This window comes from Clostridium sp. AM49-4BH (assembly GCF_003478335.1).
Classification (GTDB): Bacteria; Bacillota; Clostridia; order Lachnospirales; family Lachnospiraceae; genus Butyribacter.
The window spans coordinates 1-15,969 of record NZ_QUFB01000056.1; the positions used below are offsets into that span (position 1 = coordinate 1).

Sequence of the window (15,969 nt, forward strand, 5' to 3'; positions counted from 1 at the left end):
GATCAAACTCTCATGTTTAAGTTCCTGCCTTAGTTTTCACTTTGGCTTCCGTTTTTACCGTTGACTTTCGTCTTGGTCTCGCGCGATCTTCATAAAGCATGTTTTATGAAAATCAGAATTGAAAATCTTTATTTTAGGATGTGTTTTCATCTCATCCTTTATTTAGAATTTTCAGGGTTGTTTTACTATTCAGTTATCAAGCTTCTCTGACCTCTTATCAGGTCTTTGCTGTTCGCTCTCTCGTGCGTCAGCGAGATATATATTATCACTCGATGAACAACTTGTCAACAACTTTTTAAAACTTTTTTCAACTTTTTTTGATTTTTTATTTTTCTTTTCAAGAAAAAAGCGACGCAACCCCCATAAATACGGGCATTGACGACTTTTCATCTAAAGCTTTTCATGCCTGAAGTTACTGACCGATCCACATGTTGCTTATTATGTCAGTAAAATTATGGCTATTTTGCAGCTGATAAAATAAATCCAATATATAATGACCTCCGGTTTGTAACATTGCGGATTTACCTGTATACCACGAATCAGAAACATACAGCGATAACAGGAATCACCTCATACAAAAGGAGGTCACTAACTCAAACTTCCCATACCGGAAGTTATTGTACATTTTGTGCTTACGCGATCGGATCAGCTTAATGAAGAGTTTCTCATTGCCCCATAAAGTTCCGGTAGAGGCTGCATAGAATATCCACCGTCCCTTCGACTCCAAGTTTGGAGCTGTTGAGAATAAGATCGTACGTATTCTTTTTGCCCCAGTCTCCCTTTGTAAAATAGTTATAATAGTTCTTACGGCGCATATCCATCTTGCGGATAAATTTCTTTGCCTGGGTCTCATTCATGTCATCAACATCCATCTCTCGCGTGATACGGTCTGCTAAAGGTGCTGTAATAAACACACTGAGGATGTCAACGTCGTCGTCTTTGAGAATGAAATCAGCGCACCGTCCCACGATCACACTGTCCTCTTCCTTGGCGATCTGCTGAATTACTGCACTCTGCAGGTGAAACAGCATCTCTGTTGCCGGTTGTTCCTGTTTTACATTCTCATTTCCCTCATAAATCAGTTTGTAATAAAACGGATTGGTAGCCTTTTCATCAGAATCATCCAGTGAACTCGATGTGATTCCACCATGTTCTTTGGCTAATTCCAAGAGATTGCTGTCATGGAATCCTATACCAAGCTTTTTGGAGACCAGTCTTCCAATCTCTTTACCACCGCTTCCACACATTCGGTCAATGCAAATAATTTTATGTCTCATATCTATCACCTTGCCTTTCCAAGTCGTAATTGCTTAAAATCTGCTACGCACATTGGTTTTGCATAATAAAACCCCTGCGCTATATCGCAGCCACAGTTTGATAAAAATTCTGCCTGCTCCTTAGTCTCTACACCTTCTGCTACCATACCCAGACCAATATCCTGGCTCATTTTGATCGTGTGTTCTACTATTTTTTGTCCACGATCGGATGCAATAAAGTTTTGTAAAAAGACACGGTCGATTTTAATAACATCAAATTGCGTATCTTTAAGCATATTCAATGTCGAGTAACCGGATCCGAAATCATCCATTAGCAGAGTATATCCATTTTCTTTGAGTAATGCTATACCCCTTTCCTGCATCTTACTCTGCTCTGTTTCTGTGATCTCAATCTCAAGATAATGTTTTGGTATTTGATACTTCTCTATCAGATGATTCAATACCTCCACAAAATAATCATCTATCAAATGTCTTCTAGAGACATTGACGGAGATCGGAAGCATTTCTTTTCCCTCGCGTTGCCATTCCGCAAGGAGTTTGCATGCCTCCTCCCACATAAACTCATCTAGAGGGATCACAAAACCATTTTCTTCAAATATCGGTATAAAATCGTTGGGTGGTATTAAGCCCTTCTCTGGATGCTGCCAGCGAACAAGAGCTTCTGCACCTACCATTTTGCATGTCGAAATACTGTACTTTGGCTGCAAATACATGACAAATTCATGGTTTTCCAACGCTTGATGCATAGCATCTTCTAAAAACTTACGCTTACGTGCATCCGTACGCATAGATTCATGATAGAACGCAACTTTGTGTAGTGCGTCTCCCTTAATGCTTTGCCTTGCTAATGCTGCCCCGTCTCCATATAATCGTAGGTTGGTATTTATATCTGTAACGAAACAAACACCAAACGCGAGTGTATATTTAACATTTTCATAACCGGACAATCTCTGCTCGAGCATACTTACAAAAGCTAATATATCTTCCTTTGTTTCATATGGTGTAGCTATCATAAATACATCCGCCGTAAGGCGAACATATAACTGCATCTCATTACAAATATATTTCAATGTGTTTTCGAAATATTTCAAAAGATCGTCACCAAAATCTTCTCCGTACATTTCATTGATCACTTTGAAACGTTCGACATCTAACTGGATAAGCGCAAATTTACATTTCTGATGCTTCCGCATCAATTTCATGACATCTTGCGTAAACACGTTGGGATTACGATCGTTTGTAACCGATTGTGCTAAATGAATCCGATATTTCTCTTCGGCATCCAACTCTCTCGCCTGAAAAACAATTTTCTCAATGCTTCCATCATCCCTTTTCATAAAATTGCATTTTAAGCGATAATATATACATTCTCCATGCATATCTAATATATGCATATGTACCGTACGACAATTTCCTTTAATGACGTCTTCGTTATTATGGCTTTCCACGCCACGGTCAATTTCTTGCAAAAAGTTATCACATAGTCTGCTGTCTGATTCTGCAACGACATCTCGTAACGCTTCAATTCCTTTCTGTGCAAATAATGCTGCCGGAAAACTTGCATTTCCGTTTGTCAATACCTGCCATCCATTGTCTGTATCCCAACAGGCAAAAAATACATCGGTATCAGCAGTGAGGACGTCCACTATACTTTCTTTATCCATTGCATCACTCCCCTATACATTTTGTATCGGTGTGCACACGCTGTCGTAATCCCCATATTGGTATCTCATATTTTACCATATTTTCAAAAAAACTGGAACAAAAAAAGAAGAGTAAAATATACATTTTTCTCTTCTTGAAAATTAAGTTATTCAATTTTCCCATATCCCACCGTTCCCACAATCACTTTGCAATAACAGTACACCAAGAAGCACTAAAGCAATATTTTGCTAAAGCGCTTCTCGTAATGACTGTATTTTATAAACTACTCATCGTCCTCTGTCGATGTGAAATATACTTCTTCAGATTCCGGAGCTTCTTCTGCTTTTTCCTTGGACTTGTCTTTATCCTTTGCATCATCCTCGGATTCATCGCCTTCTTCCAGCCTTCTCATTGCTGCAAGACGCTGTTCTTCGAGATAGTCCTCTGCCGCCTCATCACAGTCAAGCTGTACAGAACGATAACGTTTCATACCTGTACCTGCAGGGATGAGCTTACCAATGATTACGTTCTCTTTGAGACCTACCAGTGGATCCACTTTTCCCTTAATAGCGGCATCTGTCAAGACCTTTGTAGTCTCCTGGAAAGATGCTGCGGACAGGAAGGAATTGGTTGCCAGCGCAGCCTTTGTAATACCAAGCATTACCTGCTTGCCCTCTGGTGGCTCTTTACCTTCTGCCTGGAGTTTTTCAACTTCATCCTCAAAATCTAATGCATCTACCATAACACCCGGCAGGAATTCGGAATCACCGTTGTCTTCGACACGGATCTTCTTGAGCATCTGACGTACAATAACCTCTATATGCTTATCATTGATCTCAACACCCTGCAGACGATATACACGCTGCACTTCGCGGATCATGTAATCCTGCACGGCACGTACACCCTTGATCTCGAGAATATCATGTGGATTTACGCTACCTTCTGTGAGCGGCTCACCTTTCTCCAAAGTCTGACCCTCTAATACCTTGATTCGAGAACCGTATGGGATCAAATATGCTTTCTGCTCACCGGTTTCTTCATTTGTAATGATCACTTCGCGCTTTTTCTTAGTATCGCGATAGATACTGTTCCGCCAAATTCAGCGATAATTGCAAGTCCCTTCGGCTTACGTGCCTCAAACAACTCTTCGACACGAGGGAGACCCTGTGTGATATCGTCACCGGCCACACCACCTGTATGGAACGTACGCATGGTAAGCTGTGTACCCGGCTCACCGATGGACTGTGCTGCGATGATTCCGACAGCCTCACCAACCTGTACCGGCTCACCGGTTGCCATGTTGGCACCATAACATTTTGCACAAACACCGATATGTGACTTACAGGTAAGAATGTTACGGATCTTAACCTTAGCCTTATCGCCTGCATCTACAATTGCCTTTGTATTAACAATACGAGCAGCACGCTTTGGTGTGATCATGTGATTTTTCTTAACAATAAGCTCGCCTTCATCATCGTAGATGTCTTCGCAGGAGAAACGACCTGTAATACGCTCTTCCAATGACTCGATAAGCTCTTTACCATCCATAAATCCGGTTACTTCCATTCCCGGAATCATATCGCGGTCTGCACAGCAGTCTACCTCACGAATAACCAATTCCTGAGATACGTCAACGAGACGACGTGTCAAATATCCGGAATCGGCTGTACGAAGCGCTGTATCCGACAATCCCTTACGGGCACCATGTGCGGAAATGAAGTACTCCAATACATCAAGACCCTCACGGAAGTTAGACTTGATCGGCAATTCGATCGTACGACCGGATGTATCCGCCATCAAACCACGCATACCTGCGAGCTGCTTGATCTGTGCCTGAGAACCACGGGCACCGGAATCAGCCATCATGAAGATGTTGTTGTAGCGATCCAAACCGCTCATCAACGCTTCTGTCAACTGATTATCGGCTGCATACCATGTATTGATAACTGCTTTGTAACGCTCTTCTTCTGTAAGAAGACCCATATTAAACTTATCCGTGATAAGCTCTACTGTCTTCTGTGCTTCAGCAAGAATATCTTTCTTAGCCTCCGGCACGGTCATATCGGAAATGGATACCGTCATTGCTGCACGTGTGGAATATTTATATCCAAGTGCTTTGATGTTGTCCATTGTCTCTGCAGTACCTGTTGCACCATGTGCAGCGATACATTTTTCAAGGATCTGCTTCAACTGCTTCTTACCTACATGGAAATCAACTTCCGGAACGAGGAAGTTCTCGTCCTTGGAACGATCCACAAATCCCATGTCCTGTGGCAGGATCTCATTGAAGATAAAACGACCCAGTGTAGATTCAATAATTCTACTTTCCTCTACGCCATCTTTATTGATACCAAAACGGCGAACCTTGATCTTCGCATGAAGTGTAAGATCTCCGTTTTCGTATGCTGTAATTGCCTCGTTCACGCTCTTGAAGAACTTGCCTTCACCGAGAGAACCAGGTCTTTCCTGTGTCAAATAATAGATACCAAGTACCATATCCTGAGAAGGTACGGCAACCACACCACCATCAGATGGCTTTAACAGGTTGTTTGGAGAGAGCAGTAAGAAACGGCACTCTGCCTGTGCTTCTACAGAAAGTGGCAAATGGACAGCCATCTGGTCACCATCGAAGTCGGCATTAAATGCGGTACATACCAATGGATGCAGCTTAATCGCTTTACCTTCTACAAGTGTAGGCTCAAATGCCTGGATACCAAGACGATGCAGGGTAGGAGCACGGTTCAACATAACCGGATGCTCGCGAATAACATCCTCTAATACATCCCATACTTCCGTCTGAAGCTTTTCAACCATCTTCTTAGCCTGTTTAATGTTGTGTGCTGTGCCATTGGATACTAACTCTTTCATAACGAAAGGCTTAAACAACTCAATTGCCATCTCTTTTGGCAGACCACACTGATAAATCTTAAGTTCCGGACCTACAACGATAACGGAACGACCAGAATAGTCGACACGTTTACCGAGCAGGTTCTGACGGAAACGACCCTGTTTACCCTTCAGCATATCAGATAAGGATTTCAGCGGTCTGTTACCCGGTCCGGTAACCGGACGGCCACGACGACCATTGTCGATCAACGCATCTACAGCTTCCTGAAGCATTCTCTTCTCGTTGCGAACGATGATATCCGGTGCACCGAGTTCGAGAAGTCTCTTCAAACGATTGTTGCGGTTGATGATACGACGATACAGATCGTTCATATCAGATGTTGCAAAACGTCCACCATCCAACTGTACCATTGGACGAATATCCGGCGGAATTACAGGGATAACCGTAAGGATCATCCACTCCGGCTTGTTATCGGAACCACGGAATGCTTCGATAACTTCCAAACGTTTTACAATACGAGCACGTTTCTGACCGGAAGAGTTGCGGAGTTCCTCCTTGAGGTTTGCTGACTCTTCTTCCAGATCGATACTCATCAGAAGTTCCATGATAGACTCTGCACCCATGCCGGCGCGGAAACCGTCTCCATAGTTCTTTCTAGCTTCTTGATATTCTGCCTCAGACAAAATCTGCTTTGGCTGAAGGTTTACACCGTCCTGCACTTCCAATACGATATAAGATGCGAAGTACAACACTTTCTCTAAGTTTCTTGGAGAAACATCCAAGATCAATCCCATACGGCTAGGTATTCCTTTGAAATACCAAATATGAGATACCGGTGCTGCTAATTCGATATGACCCATACGCTCACGACGAACGCTCGCCTTGGTTACCTCAACGCCGCATCGATCACAGACAACACCTTTATAACGGATCTTCTTGTACTTACCGCAATGACACTCCCAGTCTTTGCTTGGTCCGAAGATCTTTTCGCAGAAAAGACCATCTTTTTCCGGCTTGAGTGTTCGATAATTGATCGTCTCCGGCTTCTTTACTTCGCCGCGTGACCACTCACGGATCTTTTCCGGAGATGCCAGACCAATCTTGATTGCATCATATACGATATGCTTCTCTTCCTTTACATTACTTTCTGCCATAGTAATCCTCCATCTACCCTTTCGGGCTACTCTATACGATCAATCCCTGTCTCTATACTAATGAGGGCTCATCCCCAAAGTCTGCCGCAAATTCAGCTTCCTGCAGCTCTTCTGCGGTACCCTCGGTATAACCTGCAGCTTCAAAGGACTCGCTACTGCTAAACGCAAAGTCTGCGCCACCATCGATCAACGGTGTGACATCTTCGCTGTTGTCGTTCTCTTCAACATTTTCACCCATAATAACTTCGTTGCCATCTTCATCTAAAACAGTAACATCAAGCGCCAATGCCTGAAGCTCTTTGAGCATAACCTTGAAAGATTCCGGAATGCCAGGATCAGAGATGTTGGCACCTTTAACGATTGCCTCGTAAGTCTTAACACGACCAACAACATCATCAGACTTCACAGTGAGGATCTCCTGCAAGGTATAAGCGGCACCATATGCCTCCAGTGCCCAAACCTCCATCTCACCGAAACGCTGTCCACCGAACTGAGCTTTACCACCCAATGGCTGCTGTGTTACTAAGGAGTAAGGACCTGTTGAACGTGCATGGATCTTATCATCTACCAAGTGGTGGAGTTTGAGATAGTGCATGAAACCAACGGTTACTGCTCCATCAAAGTATTCTCCGGTACGACCATCACGCAAACGAACTTTTCCGTCGCGGTTGATCGGAACGCCTTCCCACTCTTTGCGGTAATCCTGATTGTCGATCAAGTACTGGAACACCTCCGGATCCAAAAGATCTTTGTACTTGTCTTCAAAAGGTACGATATCTGTCAAGCGGCTAACTTCTTCTTCGTCACCAGCCTCTTGTGCTTCTGCAATCTTCTGCTCTTTTTCTGTCTGATCAAGTGGTGTATTCACATAATCATTTGCGAGCTCTAATGTATCCATGATGTCATACTCGTTAGCACCATCAAATACCGGTGTTCCGACATTAAAGCCAAGTACTTTGGCAGCGAGACTCAAGTGAATCTCCAAGACCTGACCAATGTTCATACGAGATGGCACACCCAAAGGATTCAATACAATATCAAGTGGACGACCATTTGGCAGGAATGGCATATCTTCTACCGGAAGAACGCGGGAAACGACACCCTTGTTACCATGACGACCAGCCATCTTATCGCCGACCTGAATCTTACGTTTCTGTGCAATGTAAATACGAACAGATTTATTTACTCCCGGTGGAAGCTCATCTCCATTCTCTCTTGTAAATACTTTGGCATCTACGATAATACCAAACTCACCATGTGGCACCTTCAAAGAAGTATCACGAACTTCTCTTGCTTTCTCACCGAAGATCGCACGAAGCAGTCTTTCCTCAGCAGTAAGCTCTGTCTCTCCCTTAGGAGTAACTTTACCAACCAAAATATCACCGGCACGAACCTCTGCACCGATACGGATAATACCGTTCTCGTCAAGGTCTTTGAGCGCGTCGTCGCCGACACCCGGTACATCACGGGTGATCTCTTCGTCACCAAGCTTGGTGTCTCTCGCCTCTGCATTGTACTCATTGATATGAACAGATGTATAAATATCATCCTGAACCAATCTCTCACTAAGCAGTACGGCATCCTCGTAGTTATAACCTTCCCAAGTCATGAAACCGATCAGTGGGTTCTTACCTAATGCGATCTCGCCACCGCATGTAGATGGACCATCTGCGATAACCTGTCCTGCTTTTACCTCTTCGCCCTTATCAACGATCGGACGATGGTTCATGCTCGTTCCCTGGTTACTGCGCTGGAATTTAGCCAGCTTATATGTCTTTTCGCCTGATTTAGACTTAATAATAATCTCGTTCGATGCAGAACGTGTAACAATTCCGTCTTCCTCTGCGATAACGCAGTTGCCGGAATCGACAGCCGCCTTCATCTCCATACCTGTACCAACTGCAGGTGCCTCTGTAACCAACAACGGCACTGCCTGACGCTGCATGTTAGATCCCATCAGCGCACGGTTCGCATCATCATTCTCCAAGAATGGGATCATTGCTGTTGCGACGGAGAATACCATCTTAGGAGACACATCCATAAGATCGATCTTCTCTTTCTCAAACTCAGAAGTCTCCTCACGGAAACGACCGGATACACTCTTGCGCACAAAATGGCCTTCTTCATCCAGCTCTTCGTTCGCCTGTGCAACAATATAACGATCTTCCTCATCTGCAGACAAATAAACAACATCGTTGGTAACACGCGGATTAGCCGGATCTGTCTTATCAACCTTACGATAAGGTGCCTCGATAAATCCATACTCATTAATACGCGCATAAGATGCCAGAGAGTTGATCAGACCGATATTAGGTCCTTCAGGAGTCTCTACAGGACACATGCGTCCATAATGTGTATAGTGTACATCGCGGACCTCGAAACCTGCACGATCTCTGGACAAACCACCCGGTCCCAATGCAGACAAACGTCTCTTATGTGTTAATTCAGAAAGCGGGTTGTTCTGATCCATGAACTGTGACAACTGGGAACTTCCAAAGAATTCCTTCACAGCAGCCGTTACCGGCTTGATATTGATCAGAGACTGTGCCGTAATTGTCGTAATATCCTGTGTGGACATACGCTCACGAACGACACGCTCCATACGGGATAATCCGATACGATACTGATTCTGCAGCAACTCACCAACCGCACGGATACGGCGGTTACCCAAGTGATCAATATCATCATCATTACCCATGCCATACTCTAAATGCATGTTGTAGTTGATTGATGCAAAGATATCTTCCTTTGTGATATGCTTTGGAATCAATTCACTGATATTAGCAGCGATCGCTTCCTTGATCGCATCCTCATCATCCTCGTTCTCATCTAAGATCTCACGCAATACAGGATAGTAAACACTCTCTGTAACGCCAAGCTCCTTAGGATTCTCGATGTCAACATACTCTTTGATGTCAACCATCATATTGGACAATACTTTAGCAACATGGCCTTCCAATTCAGCCATCACATAAGGAACTGCTGCATTCTGTAATGTTGTTGCAAGTTCCTCTGTTACCAGAGTACCTTCCTCATACACCTCACCTGTTGTTGGATTTACAACATCTTCTGCAAGCTTGCAGCCAACAATACGGTTTTTGTAATGTAATTTCTTGTTATATTTGTAACGTCCAACTTTGGCAAGGTCATAACGCTTCGGATCGAAGAACATACCATTTAATAAGTTCTCCGCACTATCTACGGACAACGGCTCGCCCGGACGTAATTTCTTGTAAAGCTCTAACAGACCATCTTTGTAATTGTCCGTTGTATCTTTCTCGATACTTGCCAAAATCTTTGGCTCATCACCGAACACTTCTTTGATCTGCTCATTGGTTCCAAGACCGAGTGCACGCAAAAATACAGTGATCGGAACCTTTCTATTTCTATCAACACGGACAGAGAAGACATCATTCGAATCTGTCTCATATTCCAACCATGCACCACGGTTAGGAATAACAGTTGCGGAATACAACTCTTTACCTACCTTGTCATGACTGATTGCATAGTAGATACCCGGTGAACGAACCAACTGGCTGACGATAACACGCTCAGCACCGTTGATGATAAACGTTCCGGTCGCTGTCATAAGCGGAAGATCACCCATGAAAATCTCGTGCTCTTTGATTTCCTCCGTCTCCTTGTTGTGAAGTCTGACGCGCACCTTAAGTGGTGCAGCATAAGTAGCATCACGCTCTCTGCATTGATCAATGTCGTACTTCTTCTCATCTCTGCAAAGCTCAAAATCAACGAACTCCAGGCTCAAATGACCACCGAAATCAGCAATTGGGGAAATATCCCGGAACACTTCTTTCAGTCCTTCGTCCAAGAACCACTGGTAAGAATTCGTCTGTACCTCAATCAGGTTAGGCATCTCAAGGACTTCCTTCTGACGGGCAAAACTCATTCTCACGCCTTTGCCTACTTTTACTGGATGTATTCTGTTCTTCTCCATCGACGTTTCACTCCTTAATTTTATAGAGTACCATGTGCTGTACAATCCTACTATAAGAAGAAACTCCAAAAACTCTTTTCATTTTCTTCAAACTATGCTATAATAACCTTGCATAAGCCTAATAGTCTAGTCAGCCACAATAGTGCATTGTTCATCTTATCACCAAACGGACAAGATGTCAAGCACCTTTTTTATTTGGGTGGAAATACACGCTGGCAACCGGCTAAATATTATCTCACACGGAGGATTATTATGACCATACATGATGATGGAAAACGCTTAACACTGTCCCAAGGGGGAACCACTCTCCGGATGGAAGCCTGGGGCGAACATTCCATTCGCGTCCGCATGACCAAAGAGGCGGAAATGAACACAGAAGACTGGGCACTCACAGAACCAATTCCAGACCTCACCCCGGAGATCCACTATGAAACCGTGGATATGACACCGGCCTTTTACCGTACTGCCGAAGAACGTGCTGCACATGCTGAGACCGGTACCAAAGTGACATTTCGCAACGGAAACCTCACTGCTGTGATCGATCCTGAAGGTGTTATTTCCTATTATAACGAAAAAAATGAGCTGTTAACAAAAGAGCTTTGGCAAAATCGCAACCGCATCGACCGCTTTTGTGTGCCGCTGCGTATCGATGCCAGAGAACTAAAGCCGATCACCGGCACTACCGATTATACATTAGCCATGCGTTTTGAAGCATTTGACGACGAAAAGATCTTTGGCATGGGACAATATCAAGATGACTTTTTGGACAAGAAAGGCTGCATTTTGGAACTGGCGCACCGCAACAGCCAAGCAAGTGTTCCATTTATGATCTCAAGCCGGGGATATGGCTTTTTGTGGAACAATCCAGCCATCGGTACGGCATCTTTTGCCAAAAATAAAACCGAATGGACTGCCTTAAATACCAAAAAACTCGATTACTGGATCTGCGCCGGCGATTCACCTAAACAACTGACAGAACTTTACAGCGCCGTTACCGGCCGTGTTCCAATGATCCCGGAGTACGGCATTGGATTTTGGCAGTGCAAGCTGCGCTACCGTACCCAAGAAGAGCTGCTTGCTGTTGCGCGCGAATACAAACGCCGCGGTCTGCCGATCGATGCGATCGTGGTGGATTTTTTCCATTGGACTATGCAGGGTGATTTCAAGTTTGATCCAAAGGACTGGCCGGATCCGGAGGCAATGATCCGCGAATTGCGCGAAATGCAGATTGAACCGGTCGTATCCGTGTGGCCGACGATCGATGAACGTTCCGAGAACTATGGTCCGATGGCAGATCAAGGGTATCTCATCACGTCTGACCGCGGTTTGTGCGTTAATATGACTTGGATGGGAACTACGACTTTTTATGATGCTACACATCCGGGCGCACAAAAATATGTTTGGGAACGCTGTAAGGAGAATTATTACGATAAAGGCATTCGCTGCTTTTGGCTGGATGAGGCTGAGCCGGAATATGGGCCGTATGATTTTGATATTTACCGCTACCACAAAGGTCCTGCTTTACAGTGCAGCAACATCTATCCTCTCATGTACGCCAAAGGTTTTTATGATGGATTACGGGAGCAGGGGCAGGAAAATGTGTTAAACCTTGTGCGCTGCGCCTGGGCCGGCAGCCAAAAATATGGTGCTCTGACGTGGTCGGGCGATATTCATTCCTCGTTCCGTTCTATGAAACAGCAGGTGCAGGCCGGGCTTAACATGGGACTTGCCGGCATTCCTTGGTGGACGACGGATATCGGCGGTTTCTTGGGTGGCAATAACGAAGATCCGGCATTTCGCGAGTTGCTGGTTCGCTGGTTTGCGTGGGGTGTATTTTCTCCGGTATTCCGTCTGCACGGAGAACGCTCTCCATACTATGAACGCGACGTAGAATATATTGATGGTGTCCGCCAGTTCAGTTCGGGACAAGATAACGAGATCTGGACTTGGGGAGAAGAAATCTATGAAATTTTGAAAAGTTACCTGTTGTTGCGTGAACGTCTTCGCCCATACATTCGCGAATGTATGCGTGAAGCACACGAGTTGGGAACTCCGGTAATGCGTCCGCTTTTCTATGAGTTTCCGGAGGATGCTGCTTGCTGGAATAACGCCGACAGCTATATGTTTGGACCGGATCTGCTCGTAAAGCCGATCACAGACGCCGGTATTACGCAGACTGACGTATATCTCCCTGCGGGGCATCGTTGGACAGAGGCCGCTACCGGGACAAGTTATGACGGTGGTCAGACCGTTGCCGCTAAAGCAACACTGGAGATCATTCCCGTCTTTGTGCGCGATGACTGTGCGTATGACATTTATGAATAAAATTTTCACTAACATAAAACATAGAGATGTGTGGCGGTCTTTCACCGCCGTCAACACCTCGGAAAGGACTATTTTATGGAACACGTTTTAGATGTAAAAAAACTTGTGAACGAACTGACACTAGAGGAAAAAGCAAGTCTTTGCTCCGGTGCAGATTTCTGGCATACCAAAGCCATTGACCGCTTAAATATTCCTGCTGCAATGGTCTCCGATGGACCGCACGGCATCCGCAAGCAGGAAAGTCTTGCCGATCATATGGGCGTTGCAGAAAGTATTAAAGCCATTGGTTTTCCGACTGCATCAGCTATGGCATGCTCTTTTGACCGCGACCTGCTGCATAAAGTCGGCGACGCTCTTGGCGAAGAATGTGTCGCTGAAGATCTTGCCGTATTACTGGGCCCGGGCATTAATATGAAGCGTTCTCCGATCTGCGGACGTAACTTTGAATATTACTCCGAGGATCCGGTCGTGGCAGGTGAACTGGGTGCTGCTTTTGTCAATGGTGTTCAGGAGCATGGCGTAGGCACCAGCTTGAAACACTTTGCTGCCAACAACCAGGAATGGCGCCGCATGAGCATCAGTGCAGAGATTGATGAACGTACTTTGCGCGAGATTTATCTGGCAGCTTTCGAAACGGTAGTCAAAAAGGCGCAGCCTTGGACGATCATGTGCAGTTATAACCGTATCAACGGCGTTTACTCTTGCGAAAATGATTGGCTGTTAAATAAGGTTTTGCGTGACGAATGGGGCTTTGAAGGTCTGGTTATGACCGACTGGGGTGCGATGGACGAGCGTGTTCCGTCTCTCAAAGCCGGATTGGATCTTGAAATGCCGGATTGCCACGGAGAAACAGACAAACTCATCGTAAAAGCCGTACAAAGTGGAGAACTGGAAGAATCCGTATTAGATACTGCTGTAGAACGCATTCTTACTATGGTAGACAAATATCTTACTGCCAGAAAAGATATTGATCCAGCTTCTATGGTACATCCACTCCCATCCAGCGTCGAACGCGGATACGATGTTGCTGCTCATCACGCACTGGCAAGAACCACTGCCGAGCAGTCCGCTGTTTTGTTGAAGAATGAAGATATCCTGCCTTTGCAAAAAGACAAAAAGATAGCGTTTATCGGTGAATTTGCAAAAGTGCCCCGCATTCAGGGCGGTGGTTCCAGTCATATTAACAACACATCGGTCGAAAGCGCTTTAGATGCCGCCGGAGATTCCGTATCGTATGCACAAGGATTTCATATTGACGAAGAAACTACAGATGAGACGCTGCTTCAGGAAGCGATCACCCTTGCAAAAGAAAGCGATGTTGCCGTTATCTTCGCCGGTCTGCCAGACTCTTTCGAGAGCGAAGGATTTGACCGAACCCATCTGAATATGCCGGCAAATCAAAATGAATTGATCGCCCGCATTAGCGAAGTACAGCCTAATGTAGTCGTTGTTTTGCATAGCGGTTCCCCGATCGCCATGCCATGGCTTGACAAAGTTGCAGGTGTTTTGCAAATGTACCTCGCCGGACAGGCAAGCGGTGGCGCTGCTGTCAATCTGCTTTTTGGCGATGCAACTCCTTGTGGCAAACTTGCCGAGACCTTCCCACTGCACTTAGAGGATAATCCTTCCTACTTAAATTTCCCTGGAAATCGTGAGAAAGTCTGCTATCAGGAAGGCGTTTTTATCGGCTATCGTTATTATGATAAGAAAAAGATGGATGTCTTGTTCCCATTTGGATACGGACTCAGCTACACCGATTTTACCTACAGCAATATGAAAGTAACCGTAAACGGCAAAAACGCCGCCGACGTCGATGTTATCAAAGAAACCGATGAAATTGTTGTCAGTGCTGACATTACAAATACCGGTAACTGCGACGGTGCTGAAATCGTACAGCTATATATTAAAAATCCTGTCGTATATGAAATCCGTCCTGAAAAGGAACTGCGCGACTTTGCTAAAGTATTCCTAAAAGCCGGCGAGACAAAGACAGTGACTTTCACGCTGAACGCTCGCGCATTTAGCTACTATGAAACTCGTATTCACGATTGGTATGCAGAAAGCGGCGATTATGAAATTCTGCTTGCCTCATCTTCCCGCGACATTCGTTTGCAGGATACTGTATCGATCACCGGCAGCAAAAAGATTCCTTTTGTCGCAGATTACGTAACAACTTGCGAAGATGTTGAATTGTTTGCAAAAGATGGCAGTGCTTTGGATGAAATGCTGCGGAGGAGTGGTTTCGCTGAGGCGACCGATCACGATGGCGATGATTCTATGGGAAGTGGAACTGCCGATATGATGAAAGCAATGTTTACCGGAACTCCACTGCATTCCATTCTTTCCTTTAGTAGTGAGGAGTTGACCTATGAAGATATTCAGGATACGATCCGCAAGTTAAACGAAGCTGAGAAGAACAACAATTATTGATTCAAACTTCCCATACCGGAAGCTATTGCACAACCACATATTGCTTATTATGTCAATAACTTTATAACATTTTGCAGCCGCCAAAGAGCGGTTTCTGCCATCAGAGAACTATAGTAATTGCCTTGCCGCATTTTGTTTTTACAGTGATTTCTAGATTTTGTTGTCTCTGATGATTGATTTACATGCCCTTCGGAAACTCGAAGTCCCGGAAGCAAGGTATTCATCATTTTTGAAAGGGACTTTGCGCTCGTCGTTACTTATGTCTCGTATTTCAGAGACATTAAGTAACGTGACGTAGCGCATCGTAGCGAAAGCGTCCCGTCCAAAAATGGATGA

Annotated in this window: 5 protein-coding genes and 1 pseudogene; 2 read left to right on the forward strand and 4 right to left on the reverse strand. The window is 44.8% G+C overall.

Annotated elements, in window-relative coordinates; genetic code table 11:
* Positions 1 to 665: 665 nt before the first annotated feature.
* The 4 genes and pseudogenes from DW981_RS12545 to DW981_RS12560 form a co-directional block, all read right to left on the reverse strand.
* On the reverse strand, positions 666 to 1,277 hold the full coding sequence (locus tag DW981_RS12545; RefSeq protein ID WP_022025402.1) for a cytidylate kinase-like family protein: 612 nt from the start codon (positions 1,275 to 1,277) through the stop codon (positions 666 to 668).
* A 5-nt stretch (positions 1,278 to 1,282) separates the two neighbouring features.
* On the reverse strand, positions 1,283 to 2,941 hold the full coding sequence (locus DW981_RS12550; RefSeq protein ID WP_118507967.1) for a GGDEF domain-containing phosphodiesterase: 1,659 nt from the start codon (positions 2,939 to 2,941) through the stop codon (positions 1,283 to 1,285).
* 263 nt (positions 2,942 to 3,204) lie between these two features.
* Positions 3,205 to 6,923 (reverse strand): annotated as a pseudogene (gene rpoC, locus DW981_RS12555) (DNA-directed RNA polymerase subunit beta').
* A 52-nt stretch (positions 6,924 to 6,975) separates the two neighbouring features.
* Entirely contained in the window at positions 6,976 to 10,878 is a 3,903-nt protein-coding gene (locus DW981_RS12560) for a DNA-directed RNA polymerase subunit beta (RefSeq protein WP_118507968.1), read from the reverse strand.
* Between the two features lie 252 nt (positions 10,879 to 11,130).
* On the opposite strand from DW981_RS12560, the gene DW981_RS12565 reads away from it, so the two are divergent.
* Positions 11,131 to 13,203, forward strand: a complete 2,073-nt coding sequence (locus DW981_RS12565) for a glycoside hydrolase family 31 protein (RefSeq protein ID WP_118507969.1) — start codon at positions 11,131 to 11,133, stop codon at positions 13,201 to 13,203.
* A 75-nt stretch (positions 13,204 to 13,278) separates the two neighbouring features.
* Positions 13,279 to 15,633: a glycoside hydrolase family 3 C-terminal domain-containing protein gene (locus DW981_RS12570; protein WP_118507970.1), complete on the forward strand. Its 2,355-nt coding sequence runs from the start codon at positions 13,279 to 13,281 to the stop codon at positions 15,631 to 15,633.
* The last annotated feature ends 336 nt before the right edge of the window (positions 15,634 to 15,969 follow it).

Coding starts and splice junctions, on each gene's coding strand:
- DW981_RS12565 (WP_118507969.1), top strand. CDS start 11,131: ATGACCATACATGATGATGGAAAACGCTTAACACTGTCCCAAGGGGGA.
- DW981_RS12550 (WP_118507967.1), bottom strand. CDS start 2,941: ATGGATAAAGAAAGTATAGTGGACGTCCTCACTGCTGATACCGATGTA.
- DW981_RS12545 (WP_022025402.1), bottom strand. CDS start 1,277: ATGAGACATAAAATTATTTGCATTGACCGAATGTGTGGAAGCGGTGGT.
- DW981_RS12560 (WP_118507968.1), bottom strand. CDS start 10,878: ATGGAGAAGAACAGAATACATCCAGTAAAAGTAGGCAAAGGCGTGAGA.
- DW981_RS12570 (WP_118507970.1), top strand. CDS start 13,279: ATGGAACACGTTTTAGATGTAAAAAAACTTGTGAACGAACTGACACTA.